The following is a 13137-nucleotide window of genomic DNA, read 5'->3' as shown; positions in this document are numbered from 1 at the left end:
TGCCGCGCGCGCAACCCGGTGCCACCATGTGCGCATGATGCGGATCGTGGGGGCGATCGGCGTGGCGCAGCTGGTGCTCGGCATCCTCGGGCTGCGCAAGGCCTATCGCGAGGGGCTGCCCGGCGACGTCCCGGGCGTGCGGATCAGGTCGGTCGACGAGATGCGGCGGCGACACTGGATCGAGGGCACGTCGCTCTCGGCGCCGACCGCGATGCTCGCGGTGCAGGGCGCCGCGAGCGTGGCGCTGCTCGTCGCGCCGAAGCCGCCGGTGCTCGCGGCACGCGTGCTCGGCGTCCTGGGCGCGATCATGTCGATCGGGTACCCGATCGAGCGGGTCTGGCGCGAGTCGCTCGTCACGCCCGACCGGGAGACCACCCCGCTCACCGTGGGCGGGTTCCTCCTCGCGCTGAAGCTCGCGGTCCTCGGCTGGTCCGTGGGCCGGTGACGGCCGGGCCGCTCCCGGGTCGACCGCCTATCCTCGTCGGGTGACCACGCCAGCCCAGCCGACCGCGCTCCGCGCACCCGTCGCGGTGCTCGGGGCCGACGAGTGGCTGGCGCGGGAGCAGGCGCACGCCGATCGCGCCGACGCGCTCACGGCGGCTCACCGCGAACGGCGCCTCCGCGGCGAGGCCCACCCGATCGAGGATTTCCTCTTCACGTACTACTCCTACTCCCCCGGCCTGCTGCGCCGGTGGCATCCGGGTGCGGGGGTCGAGCTGGCGGATGCCGCGGGCTCGCCGCGCGCCGAGTGGCGATGGTACGCCCCGGGTGCGGCATCCGGCAGCCTCGTCGTCGACCATGCGGCGATGCGGCGCGAGAAGGGCGCGATGCTCGGCGTCGTCGAGCGGATCCTGCGGCGCACCGCCGCGCGGCCCGCCCAGTTCGGCTGCTTCGGCCTGCACGAGTGGGCGATGGTGTACCGGCAGGGCGAGCACCGGCATCCGGTGCCGCTGCGGCTCGGGCAGGCGGGCACCGACGAGGTGGTCGAGGCGCACGACATCCGCTGCACCCACTTCGACGCGTTCCGGTTCTTCACGCCGGATGCCGTGCCCCGCAACCGCTTCGCACCGACCCGCGAGACGCAGCCCGAGCTCGAGCAGCCCGGCTGCCTGCACGCCAACATGGACGTCTACAAGTGGGCGGTGAAGCTCGGCCCGCTCGCGCCGGGCGAGGTGCTGCTCGACGCGTTCGAGCTCGCCCGCGACATCCGTCACCTCGACATGCAGGCATCGCCGTACGACATGGCGCCCTGGGGCGGCGAGGCGGTGCGCATCGAGACGCCCGAGGGCAAGGCGGAGTACGTGCGGCGGCAGCGCGGCTTCGCGGAACGGGCGAACGCCCTGCGGGCGCGGCTGCTCGCGGCGCTGCCGACGGCGTGATGCGAGCGCGGCGGGTCTGGGCGAACGGATGCCGCGGTGCTAGCCTCGCGATCAGCACGCCCGTCGCCTCGCGGCGGGCGTGAATCGGCCGTCGGCCGTCCGCTCCGATCGACACGGGAGGCTCCATGCCCGGATCCGAAGACCTCGTCGCCGGCTCGCCGGCCTGGGTGGACGTGAGCACCACCGACCTCGACGCGACGATCGCGTTCTACGGCGAGCTGTTCGGGTGGGAAGCCGAGCGCGGCGACGAGGAGCGGTACGGCGGGTACGTCACGTTCCGCCGTCACGGGAAGCGCGTCGCGGGCGCGGCTCGCCGGCAGGACACCGATCCGGCGCCGCCGCACTGGACGGTCTACCTGCTGACGTACAACGCCGCCGCGACGACCCGCACGATCGGAGAGGCCGGCGGCACGGTGCTCTTCGAGCCCATGGACATCCCCGACATGGGCGTCATGGGCCTCGCGATCGACGCGACCGGCGCGGTCGTCGGCTACTGGCAGCCGGGCAACCTGGCGGGCTTCGAGTCGTTCGGCGAGGATGACACGGCCGTGTGGTTCGAGCTCGCCGCGAGCGACTTCGACGCGGCCGAGCGGTTCTACGGCCATGCGTTCCACTGGGAGGTGGCGCACGGCGACGGACAGCCGCGCTCCGCGGTCTACCGCCACGGCGGACGCAACCACGCCGGCATCCTGGACGCCGGCACCCTGCTCGACGAGGACCTGCCGCCCGCGTGGAGCGTCGCGTTCGGCGTCGCCGACGTCGAGGCCGCGGTCGAGAAGGCGGTCGCGGCGGGTGCCACGCTCGTCGTGCCGCCGTGGGACCTGCCGTCGGGCCGTCGCGCGGGCCTCGCCGACCCGACCGGCGCGTACTTCGTGATCGCGTCGCGCATCCCGCCCGCACCCGCGGCCGAGTAGGCGACGGGCTCCTCGGACGGCCTCGCCTAGGGCCCGATGGCACCGGGCGCAAGCCCCTCCGATCGCCCGGTGGCGACGCATAGCCTCGCTGCATGAGCGATGAGAACCCGCAGCAGCGCCCGGCACCCGATGCCGGTCCGGGCTCCGACCTGCCCGGCGAGGAGCAGACGATCCCGGATTTCGACGAGACCCTCGGAGCGCGCGGCCACGACGACGCCGACCCGGCGAGCAAGGACCCGGCCGACTGGGTCACGGGCGACGAACCGATGACCTCGGCGCAGCGCAGCTACCTCGACACGCTGGCACGCGAGGCCGGCGAAGAGGTATCGGCCGACCTCACCAAGGCGCAGGCCTCCGCCGAGATCGAACGACTGCAGCGCATCACCGGCCGAGGCTGAGCCGATCGACGAGCGACGTGCGACCTCCGCCCCGGCGGCCCGGCCGCCCGAGTTGAGGATGCCGGGTCGATCGCGCATGCTCGGATGATGCGCCCTACCGCGACCTCCCCTCGTCGCCGTGCCGTCCGCGGCGCCCTCCTCGCCGCCGTCACGCTGGCCCTGCTCTCCGCCTGTGCCGGCGGCACCGACCCGGCGCCGGCCACGCCGATGACCGACGTGGAGCGCGAGGAGGCGCTGCGCGACGGCATCGAAGAGCTCGACGGGGTGGCCTCCGTCGACATCGGCGGCATGGAGCCGCGCGACGAGAACCCGCGCTACACGACCGTGACCGTCGACGGTGAGGCGGACCCCGCGACGGTGCTCGCGGCATCCGACGGCGTCGCCGACCTCGCCCGCGACCTCGAGTGGGAGGACCCGATCACGATGCGCGCCGAGCCGCCCGGCGACGCGACCGGCGACGAGGGCGCCGCGGAGGACACCGCCTGGAGCGCCGACCCGTGGTGGTCGCTCGAGGTGCAGCCGGCGACGGATGCCGCGGCGACCCGCGCGACGCTCGCGGCCCTGCTCGAGGCGGCCGAGGTCGACGGCGTCGTGGGGCTGTCGGTCGTGGACGGCTGGCCGTTCGCGGCCCTGCTCGAACCCGACCGAGTCGAGGAGCGGTTCGCCGCCCTGCGGGAGACGGCGCTGTTCGAGCGGGGCGGCACGTTCTCGGTGCGGTCGGAGCAGCCGTGGCTGAAGTTCACGCACGTCGAGGGTGCGACCTCGCCGCGCCTCATCGAGGAGCTGGTCGCGATCACGCGCGACCACCCGAACTCCGAGGTGCTGCTCGAGGGGCCGCGGTATCCGAAGGTCTACATCGCCCGCGTCACCGTCGCGGAGGCGGAGGCCATCGCCGCCCGGCTCGCCGACCCCGCGCTGCGTGACGGCACGGACGCGCAGGCGGGTGCCATCCCGTGGCAGATCACGTCGCCCGAGGGCGACGGCACCGGTTACTGGGAGGGCGAGGTGGGCGTCGGCTGACGGGTCGCGGCCGCCCGGCCGCGGTCAGCCACCTGTGCCGCGCACGTGCGCGCGCTCGCCCTGGGGACTCAGCAGGTTCAGGATCTCGGCGGGCTCGAGCGACGCGCTCGCCATGCCGTGCGGCGTGCGCGTGTCGAACTCGGCGGCCTCGCCGCGTTCGAGCACGAGCTCGTCGTCGCCGAGGGCGAGGCGGATTCGTCCGCTCAACACGTACACCCAGTCGTAGCCGTCGTGGACGCTCTGCGCGACGGGTTCGTCGGGCGAGTGACCGGGCAGCACCATCTTGAACGCCACCACGTCGGGGTTGCTGCGGGTGAGCGGGATGATCGCCTTGCCGTCCCGGTAGAACGGCTTGGGGTGGATGCGCGGGTCCGCGATCTGCGGCGCGCCGACGAGGTCGTCGAGGCTCGCGCGGTAGACGGCGGCGAGTCGGATGAGCAGGTCGAGCGTCGGTCGCCGACCTCCCGATTCGAGCCGGGACAGGGTGCTGACCGAGATGCCGGTCTGCTCCGAGAGCTCGCCGAGCGTGAGCCCGCGTCGGGTGCGCAGCGCGCGAAGGCGCGGCGCCACGCCGTCGAGCATGCGCCCCAGGTCGTCCGCGTCGGTCATGCACCCTCCGTTTGCCACTCCGGCAAACCATCTTGCCATTGCAGCGACACCCGGCGCACCATCGATCCATGCAGCACACCACTTGGGACGTCCTCATCGTCGGCGGCGGCAGCGCCGGACTCAGCGCCGCGCTCATGCTCGGTCGATCGCGACGCCGCGTGCTCGTGGTCGACGAGGGCCGGCCGCGCAACCGCTTCGCAGGCCACATGCACGGCGTGCTCGGCCGCGACCACACGTCGCCGCTCGACCTGCTCGCCGCGGGCCGCGCCGAGCTCGCGCGCTACGACGGCGTCGATATCCGCGAGGGCGCCGTCACGGCCGCCGCCGCACAGGCCGACGGCTTCACGATCGCACTCGGCGACGGCTCGGAGCACGTCGCACGCCGGCTGCTCGTCGCGAGCGGCCTCCGCGACGAGCTGCCCGAGATCCCCGGGCTGGCGGAGCAGTGGGGTCGCGGCGCGTTCCTCTGCCCGTACTGCGACGGGTGGGAGGCGCGCGACCGCCGCGTGGTCGTGCTCGCGACGAGCGAAGCCAACGTGCACCAGGCGCAGCTCATGCGGCAGCTCACCTCCGACGTCGTGTTCCTCGGCCACGGCGTCCAGCTCTCGGATGCCGCACGCGCGGGCCTCGACGCCCGCGGCATCCCGATCGACACGCGGCGGGTCGCGGCCGTGATCGCCGACGACGACGGTCGCCTGAGCGGCATCCGCCTGGAGGACGGCGCCGAACTGGCCGCCGACGTGATCTTCGTCGGGCCGCGGCCCGTGCCGAACGACGACGTGCTGCGCGCCCTCGGTGCCGAGCTCGCCGACCACCCGCCGGTCGGGCGCTTCGCGACGGTCGACCCGATGGGCCGCACGAGCGTGCCTGGCCTGTGGGCCGCCGGCAACGTCGTCGACGGCCGCTCGTCGGTGCCGTACGCGATGTCGGCGGGCAGCATGGCGGGCGCGGCGATCAACGCCGACCTCGTCGAGGAGGAGGTCCGTGACGCGGTGCGGGCGGCGTCGGCTGCCGCCGGGGCCCCCGAGCCGGCGAACGCATAGCCCGAGCGGCGGCCGCGTCGCCCGAGCCGACTACGTCAGGCGCCCGAGCCGGTTACACCAGGTGCTCGGCGAGGAACGCCCACACCCGCTCGAACGCCGTGTCGCCCTCGGGGTGCACGCCGGGGAAGAAGTAGAACCCGTGCGGCATCCCCTCGGGCCAGTACCCGACCGCCGCGACACCGTGCCCGTCGAGCAGGTCGACGAACGCCTTCGCCGAGTCGACGATCGGGTCGTGCGTGCCCGCCGCGAGGAAGGCCGGCGGGTACGTCGACAGGTCGCCGTAGATGGGGCTGGCGAGAGGCTCGGTCCACGAGGTGGTCGGCAGGTAGGCGCTGCGAATGAACCCGAAGAAGGGGCTGTCGTAGACGATCCCCCGCGGGGCGAGCCGCTGGAACGAGTCCCACCGCTCCTGCACGAAGTCGACGAACGCGCCGAGCATGACGACGGCGGCGGGCGCGGGAAGGTCGTGGTGCGCCGCGTACAGGGGCAGGGCGGCGGCGAAGTTCGAGCCGGCGGAGTCGCCCGCGACGGCGATGCGGTCCGCCCGTCCGCCGAGGCGGGCGGCATCCGTCGTCAGCCAGCGGTACACGTCGAGCACGTCGTCGAGCGGCGTCGGGAACGGGTACTCGGGCGCCAGGCGGTAATCGGCCGAGACCACGAGCGCTCCGTTGTCGCGCGCGAGCCGGCGCGTGAGGTAGTCGGTGTCGTCGGAGGAGCCGACGGTGAACCCGCCGCCGTGGAAGTACAGGATGACCGGGAGTTCCGCCGCGGCATCCGCCGACTGGGGCCGGTACACCTGCGCCCTGGCGACGCCGTCGCGCACCGGCAGGTAGACGACGGTGACGTCGACGTCGGGCACCGCCTCGGCGCCGGTCGGCGGCACGAGCGCCGGGTCGGGCTTGGGGTGGTTCGCGCCGATGTAGCCCGTGCGCACGGGCTCGATCATCATGTCGCGCAGCGCGACCGGCTGCCGGTTGTTCGCGATCACCCGGTACGACGGCATCGCCGGATCGTTCGGGTCGATGTAGCTGAGCCCGTCGATGGCCTCGACGACGGTGACGTCGCGCGCACCGTCGGGCACGCTCAGCAGGGTCGGATCGATCACGGCTCCCCCTCCGGCCGTCGGTGGTCGTCTCGGGTCGAGCCTAGGGTCGACGGATGCCGCGGCGACAGGGTCCACGCCGAGTCGACGGGCTCACCGGCCGATCAGGTCGTTCAGCCAGCCCGGCCCGGCCGTCGCGACGGGTTCGGGCAGCCGCGCCCGGAGTCCGCGGTCGGCGGTGACGACGAGCACCCGCTCCCCCGCGCTCGATGCCGCGACGGCGACCTCGACGATCGTGGTGTCACCGTCGGCCGGTGCGGCGACCACGTCGATGCCGGCCGGCGCCGCGGCATCCGTCGCCCGCCCCTCGACGACCGCGACGACCCGCGCGATCTCGACCCGCTCGCCCTCGACGTCGAGCTCGCGCCCGGCGAGCGGCGCGATGCGCTGCAGGAGCGTCGTCGCGGCGGCGGCCCGGTCGCGCCACCAGCCGTCGGGCCGCGACCCCATCACGTTCGCGACGTCCACCACGAGCGTGAGGGGCCGAGCGGATGCCTCGCGGCCGGCCACCCGGCTCACTCGCCCTTCAGCGGCAGCAGTGCGCCGCCGGTCTGGCAGTCGGGGCAGTACTGGGCGGTCGTGCTCGCGAAGCTGAAGTCGCGGATCGTGCCGCCGCACCCGGGGCACGGCTCGCCGGTGCGCCCGTGCACGCGCATCGCGGCGACCTTCGCGGCCTTCTGCTCGGCGATCGGGACGCCGCGGCGGGCGTCGATCGCCGAGCGGATGACGCCGACCGTCGCCTCGTACAGCCGGTCGAGCTCGTCGGCGGCGAGGGTCGACGCGTGCGCGACCGGCGAGATGCGCGCCGCGAAGAGGATCTCGTCGGAGTAGGCGTTGCCGATGCCCGCGAGCGACTCCTGTTCCTGCAGGACGGCTTTCACCTGCTTGCGGCGACCCGCGAACGCGCGGTCGAAGTCGGCGCGGGTGAACGCGGGGTCGGCGGGGTCGGGGCCGAGCTTCGCGATCGCGGGCACCTCGGCGGGGTCGTCGACGACCCAGGCGCCGAGCGACACCCAGTCTCCGGCATCCGTGAGCTCGAGGGTCGCGCCGTCGTCGAACGCGAGGGCGGCGAGCGTGGGCGGGGGCGCGACGTCGGCAGCGGGGTCGGCATCCGCGGGGTCGGCCGTGCCGGCGGCATCCGCCTCGCCCTCGACCGCCCAGCGCGCCCACCCGTGCCGGCCGAGCGAGACCACGAGGTGCGCACCGCTCGCGGCCTCGAGGTCGATGAGCTTGCCGTGCCGCGAGACGCCCGCGACCCGGTCGCCGACGAGCGTCTCGAGCGGCCGCGCCCGCGTCTTGGTCACCCGGAACTCGACCACGTCGACCTCGGCGAGCGCGCGCCCGGACAACCGCGAATCGAGCTCGTCGGCGAGCGCCTGCACCTCGGGTGACTCGGGCATGCGGCCAGCATGGCACGACCCGCCGACGCCGTCACGGGCCGCACCGTCCGTCCCCCGGGTTCTTCGGCGGGCGGGCCGAGCGAGTAGGGTGGCCGTGCTCCATGCCCACCCCGCCCGTGGCGGAGAGCCGCCCGGGCGACGACCCCCGAAGGACGGCGATGTCCGACCAGGCATTCCTCTACATCGCCCTCGGCGCGTACTTCGTCGGCATGATCGCGATCGGCGTGTTCGCCGCGCGACGCACGAAGGACCACGAGGACTACATGCTCGCGGGACGGAAGCTTCCGCCGTGGGCCGCTGCCCTCTCCGCGGGCGCGTCCGACATGTCGGGCTGGCTCGTCATGGGCCTGCCCGGGGCGATCTACGCGGCCGGCCTCATCGAGGCGTGGATCGCGATCGGCCTGACCATCGGCGCCTACCTCAACTGGCGGCTCGTGGCACCGCGCCTGCGCGCGTACACCGAGGTCAGCAACAACTCGATCACCGTGCCGAGCTTCTTCGAGAACCGGCTGAAGGACCGCACGCACCTGCTGCGGATCATCTCCGCCGTGATCATCCTCGTCTTCTTCACGCTCTACATCTCGGCGGGCATGGTCGCGGGCGGCGTCTTCTTCGAGAGTGCCTTCGGCGGCGAGTACCTCGTGGGCATGCTGCTCGTCTCGGCAGTCACGCTGTCGTACACCCTCTTCGGCGGGTTCCTCGGGGCGTCGCTGACGGATGTCGCGCAGGGCCTGCTCATGATGACCGCCCTCATCCTCGTGCCGATCGTGGCGATCGCGAACGTGGGCGGGTTCGGCGAGGTCGGCGCCGCCATCGCGGCGGCATCACCCGACGCGGTGTCGCTCACCGGCGGGGAGGGACTCACCGGACTCACGCTGATCGCGATCATCTCGGCGATGGCGTGGGGCCTCGGCTACTTCGGCCAGCCGCACATCCTCGTGCGCTTCATGGCGCTGCCGAGCGCGCAGGCGGCGACGCCCGCCCGGCGCATCGGCATGACCTGGATGGTGCTCTCGATGGCCGGCGCCGTGCTCGCGGGCCTCGTCGGCATCGCCTTCTTCGACCAGAACGGCGGCCTCGACAACCCCGAGACGGTCGTGCTGCAGATGTCGCAGGTGCTGCTGCACCCGATCATCGCGGGCCTCGTGCTCGCGGCGGTGCTCGCGGCGATCATGAGCACCATCTCGAGCCAACTCGTGGTGTGCTCGTCGGCGCTCGTCGAGGACCTCTACCGGGTCGTGCGCAAGACCCCGCCCGGCGGCCGCTCGCTCGTCGTGCTCGGCCGCGCGTGCGTGCTCATCGTCGCCGTCGTGGCGGCGGTGCTCGCGATCACGCCGAACGACACGATCCTCGGTCTCGTCGGGTTCGCCTGGGCGGGCTTCGGTGCCTCGTTCGGCCCGCTGATCCTGCTCAGCCTGTTCTGGCGTCGCCTCTCGGCGTGGGGCGCACTCGCCGGCATGGTCACCGGCGCCGTGGTCGTCTTCACCTGGCCGCTGCTCGGCACGCCCGTGTACGAGCTGCTCCCCGGCTTCGTGCTCGCGCTGGTCGTCTCGGTCGTCGTCAGCCTCGTGACCTACCGCGAGGACGACGAGATCCAGCAGGAGTTCACCGACACGACGACGATGACCGTCGCGGTGCAGAAGGGCGAGGAGCCGGAGCCGACGCGCGCGTCCTGACCCGCCACGCACATCGGGTCCGTGCAACGTCCGGGCGTTCCGCTGCTGCGGACGCCTCGGCGTTGCACGGACCCCGTGCGGCTGGGCCGGGTTAGCCGGCCGGCGTCGCCGCCGCGACGCGCACGTCGACGGTCGCCCGCTCGCCGTTGACGACGACCTCGAGCGTGCCCGTTCCCGGCGCGATGGCGGTCAGTTCGCCCGTGGCCGGGTCGAAGCGCAGCACGCCGGATGCCGCGACCGCTCGCTCGGCCGTGCCGGTACGACCGTCGACGATCGTCACGCCCTTCCCGGACCAGTCGGCGCTCATGGGCCAGCCGACGGGCACGGTGCGCCCACCGTCCTGCTCGATGTTCGCGCCGGCTGCGACCGTCTCCCCCACCACCATGACGGATGGCGCGTCGAGTTCGATCGCGTCGACCCGGGCGTGCACCTCGGCGGTGAGCCAGCGGGTGCGATCGGCGTCGGCGGTCGCGCCGCGGCCGACCTTCCCGTGCGCGGGGTCGACCCCGAGCATCGTCCACCCGGTGAAGCCGCCGGTCTCGGGCGTGCCCGCCGGGCCCTTGCCCGAGTTGCCGTTGACGAGGCGCGACACCCCGTCGACGGCGTCGGCGTGGAAGACCCCGACGTGGCCGTTGACCACGGCGATCGACTTGCCCGTCTCGGCACGGAAGGCCCCGAGCGCGTCGGTGAACGCCGCCGCCTCGACCCGGTCGGCCAGTTGGCTCGCCTTCGACGGGAGCGGGTCGTCGGCCGGGTGGTGCGCGAACACGAGCACGCCCGACGTGTCGCCGTCGGCGGCCGCGTCGGCGAGTTCGCGTTCGAGGAACGCGAGCTGGGCGGGATCGGATGCGCGGAACGACCCGGCGGCGCTGTTCAGCGTGATGATGCGCGTGCGGCCGAGGTCGACGCTTCGGGCGGTGTCGCCGAAGGCCGCCTCGAAGTTCTCGATGGGTCCGCCCATGATCTCGTGGTTGCCGGGGACGTAGACGTACGGCAGCCGGTCGCCGATCTCATCGTCGAGGATCCGCTTCGCGAACGCGAAGTCGGCCTCGCTCGCCTCGTCGACGAAGTCGCCGTTGATGACGAGCAGGTCGGGCTCCGTCGCGAGGATCTCCTGCAGGGTCCGGCGGGCGCCCTCGACCGCGCCGCTTTCGGGTGCCCGGGCGACGAACTGGGCATCGCTCATGACCGCGATGCGCTGCGGCCGGTCGGCGACCGTGCCATCCGTGACGATGACCGGATCGTGCACGACGGGTGCGGCGGGCTGGGCGACATCCGGTGCCACCACCGACTCGAGTCCGGCGATCTCGACGTGCCCGTGGTACTGCACGGCCGATCGCGTCTCGAGCAGGCGCACGCGCTGCAGGTGCAGCGGGTAGGGCGTGCCGGCAGGCACCGGGAAGCGCACCTGCTGCCAGCCGGTCCAGGTCACGTTGGGTCCATCGAGGTTGATGGTGGTGCCGGCGCCGTTCTTCATCTGGATGCGCGGCCACGCGCCGCTGCCGTCGCCGTTGATCCACATGGTGAGGGCCTGGGGCTGTCCTTCGAGTTCGCGGCCGAGGCTTCCGGGCGTGGACATCTCGGGTGCGACCGCGTAGTAGCCCCGCGTGCCGGTGCTCGTGGTGAAGTCGTAGTCGAGGGCGAGCGCGGGGACGCCGCCCGGGCCGGTCGTCGTCGTGAGGGTGCCCGTCGCGCGGTCGGCGGCGGGCTTCCATGCGGCACCGTCGGAGAAGTCGGCGACCGAGAGGGTGCGGTAGCCGATGGTGACGGCCACGTCGACGCTCCGGCCGCCGGCCGTGAAGGTGACGGTCGCGGACCCGCTGTCGACGTTCGGCGCGATGCGGAACCCATCCCGGCCCTCGGCGGTCACGGTGACGTCGTCGCCGTGCTCGACGGTGAGGTCGGTCGTCTCGATCGGAGCCTCGTGGCCGTCGGCGTCGAGCCCCGTGATCCGGAGTTCCGCCGTCTGTCCGGGGTCGGGCAGGGCGACGACGGTGCGGCTCGGACGCAGCCGCTCCAGGTCACCGAGCACGCGCAGGTCCGTGGCATCCGTGTGGCCACGCGTCTGGAATCGCACCGTGCTCTCGCCCGGGCGAGTACCCCGCACGATCGCGGTGCTGCCGTCGACCGCGTCGACGTCGATGCCGCGGTTGCCCGAGAACTTCCCGTCGACCGGCACCCCCGCGAGGTTCGCGTCCAATCCGGTCGCCGTGACGGTGCGGCCGAGGCGCGGGAACACCGCGTCGGCGTCCGGCAGGTCGGAGGCCGGGGCGATGCGCACGTCGGCGAGCTCGCCGGCCGGCGCGGTGGAGAAGAACGCGAGGCTGTTGGCGACGACGCGCTCCGACCCGTCCGAGGGGCGGTTCACGATGGCGGCCTCGGTGGTGCCGGCGGCGCGTGCCGCGAGCGTGGTCGAGCCGCCGCCGTCGAGGTTGACGGCGTTGTGCACGTCGAGGTCGAGCATCAGGTCCCCGAGTTCCTGCAGCGTCATCCCGCGGCTGTCGCCCGCGCGGCCGTCGATCGTGACGATCGTGACCTCGGTGCCGTCGCGGTTCACGCCGATCGCGGTGCGCGCAGCCTCGACCTGGTCGGCGTCGGTCTGCGCGCCGTCGACGATGAGGCGCTGGGCGCCACTCACCGCGAGATCGACGTCGGCGTTCACCCCGACCTCGACCTCGACCGGCTGCCCGGGTGCGAGGGCGGCGAGCGTCGCGGCGCCGGCATCGCGGCCGATGAGCACCCCCGTGCCTTCGGCGATCGATGCGGGGGCGGAGAGGGCGGCGGGATCGGTCGTGACCGACTGCACGACGCCGTCGGCGACGACGACCATGGCGACGGATGCCGCGAGCGAGCCCGGTCCGCCGAGCGGGCGGCTGAGCGGATGCTCGCCCCACGCCGACGTGTACCAGCCGATGCCGCCGGTGGGCAGCGCGGGCGTGTTGATGCCGCGGATGGCCGTCTCGACCCCGTCGATCGAGAGCGTGCCCTCCGCCATGAGCTCCTGCACGGCGGCGAGGCCGTCGGCCATGGTGAACGCCGGTCGCGGGGCGGTGCTCGCCGTCCGCACGCCGTCGCCGGCGGACACGTTCGTGCCGACGGGCGCGACGGAGGCGTTCATGTCGAAGTAGTCGCCGTTGATCGCGGCGACCGCGCCGGTGCCCTCGATCTGCTCCGTGACCGTGGCGCCGCCCGTGACCGTGCCGGAGTCGAGCACCTCGAGCTCGAGGGTCGGCGTGGTGAGGTCGGCCCGCATGACGTGGCCGGCGACCCAGCCTGCCGGCTGCAATCGCCGGAAGTCGGTGAGCGCGAGGCCCGGAGCCAGCGATTCGGTCTCGGCGGTGAGCAGAGACGAGTCGCCTCCGGCCAGGTCGAGACCCCCGGTGTCCGGGGCGGCGACGACGCGCGCGGTGGTGACGGGCGGCGGCGCGGCACTCGCCTCGACGCCGTCGGCGAGGACGAGGGACCCCACGGCGAGCGCGCTCGCCATGAGAAGAGCGGAGCTGCGACGGCTCCGCTCGCGGTGGACGGACGGGGTCGGCATTCGGGCCTCCGGCTCTCTGGAAATCATTTCCTTGATTAGGGCTTCGTAAGAATAT

12 protein-coding genes are annotated in these 13137 nt (G+C 73.5%); 7 read left to right on the top strand and 5 right to left on the bottom strand.

The features are described from left to right. The first annotated feature begins 34 nt into the window (after positions 1-34). The 5 genes from AVP42_RS04115 to AVP42_RS04095 all read left to right on the top strand — a co-directional run bounded on the left by AVP42_RS04115 (position 35) and on the right by AVP42_RS04095 (position 3711). Positions 35-445 (top strand): hypothetical protein, encoded by a 411-nt coding sequence (locus tag AVP42_RS04115; protein ID WP_067946357.1) that lies wholly within the window; start codon positions 35-37, stop codon positions 443-445. 40 nt (positions 446-485) lie between these two features. Then, positions 486-1379: a 3-methyladenine DNA glycosylase gene (locus AVP42_RS04110; RefSeq protein WP_067946355.1), complete on the top strand. Its 894-nt coding sequence runs from the start codon at positions 486-488 to the stop codon at positions 1377-1379. Between the two features lie 125 nt (positions 1380-1504). Beyond that, complete coding sequence (locus AVP42_RS04105; RefSeq protein ID WP_067946353.1) at positions 1505-2293, top strand: VOC family protein; 789 nt, start codon at positions 1505-1507, stop codon at positions 2291-2293. A gap of 92 nt (positions 2294-2385) precedes the next feature. Next, entirely contained in the window at positions 2386-2691 is a 306-nt protein-coding gene (locus tag AVP42_RS04100; protein ID WP_082846975.1) for a DUF3072 domain-containing protein, read from the top strand. Between the two features lie 84 nt (positions 2692-2775). Further along, on the top strand, positions 2776-3711 hold the full coding sequence (locus AVP42_RS04095; RefSeq protein ID WP_067946352.1) for a hypothetical protein: 936 nt from the start codon (positions 2776-2778) through the stop codon (positions 3709-3711). Positions 3712-3735: 24 nt separating this feature from the next. On the opposite strand, the gene AVP42_RS04090 is transcribed toward AVP42_RS04095, so the two are convergent. Further along, positions 3736-4320 (bottom strand): helix-turn-helix domain-containing protein, encoded by a 585-nt coding sequence (locus tag AVP42_RS04090; protein WP_067946350.1) that lies wholly within the window; start codon positions 4318-4320, stop codon positions 3736-3738. Positions 4321-4388: 68 nt separating this feature from the next. Here AVP42_RS04090 and AVP42_RS04085 point away from each other — a divergent pair, with 68 nt between their 5' ends. Then, complete coding sequence (locus tag AVP42_RS04085) at positions 4389-5363, top strand: NAD(P)/FAD-dependent oxidoreductase (protein ID WP_067946348.1); 975 nt, start codon at positions 4389-4391, stop codon at positions 5361-5363. A 52-nt stretch (positions 5364-5415) separates the two neighbouring features. Here AVP42_RS04085 and AVP42_RS04080 read toward each other — a convergent pair whose 3' ends face one another. The 3 genes from AVP42_RS04080 to AVP42_RS04070 form a co-directional block, all read right to left on the bottom strand. Further along, positions 5416-6468 carry an alpha/beta hydrolase gene (locus tag AVP42_RS04080; protein ID WP_067946346.1) on the bottom strand — a complete coding sequence of 351 codons (1053 nt, stop codon included), beginning with the start codon at positions 6466-6468 and terminating at the stop codon, positions 5416-5418. Positions 6469-6558: 90 nt separating this feature from the next. Continuing rightward, positions 6559-6975 (bottom strand): hypothetical protein, encoded by a 417-nt coding sequence (locus tag AVP42_RS04075; RefSeq protein WP_231878535.1) that lies wholly within the window; start codon positions 6973-6975, stop codon positions 6559-6561. Between the two features lie 5 nt (positions 6976-6980). Then, positions 6981-7865 carry an Fpg/Nei family DNA glycosylase gene (locus tag AVP42_RS04070; protein ID WP_067946340.1) on the bottom strand — a complete coding sequence of 295 codons (885 nt, stop codon included), beginning with the start codon at positions 7863-7865 and terminating at the stop codon, positions 6981-6983. A gap of 158 nt (positions 7866-8023) precedes the next feature. Here AVP42_RS04070 and putP point away from each other — a divergent pair, with 158 nt between their 5' ends. Next, a complete protein-coding gene (gene putP, locus AVP42_RS04065) occupies positions 8024-9541 on the top strand; it encodes a sodium/proline symporter PutP (protein WP_067946338.1) in 1518 nt (505 codons plus the stop codon). Positions 9542-9632: 91 nt separating this feature from the next. Here putP and AVP42_RS04060 read toward each other — a convergent pair whose 3' ends face one another. Then, on the bottom strand, positions 9633-13028 hold the full coding sequence (locus tag AVP42_RS04060; RefSeq protein ID WP_067946336.1) for a phosphodiester glycosidase family protein: 3396 nt from the start codon (positions 13026-13028) through the stop codon (positions 9633-9635). Between the last annotated feature and the right edge of the window lie 109 nt (positions 13029-13137).

The organism is Agromyces sp. NDB4Y10, from assembly GCF_001620055.1.
Classification (GTDB): Bacteria; Actinomycetota; Actinomycetes; order Actinomycetales; family Microbacteriaceae; genus Agromyces; species Agromyces indicus.
This window is presented reverse-complemented; position numbering and strand designations above follow the sequence as displayed.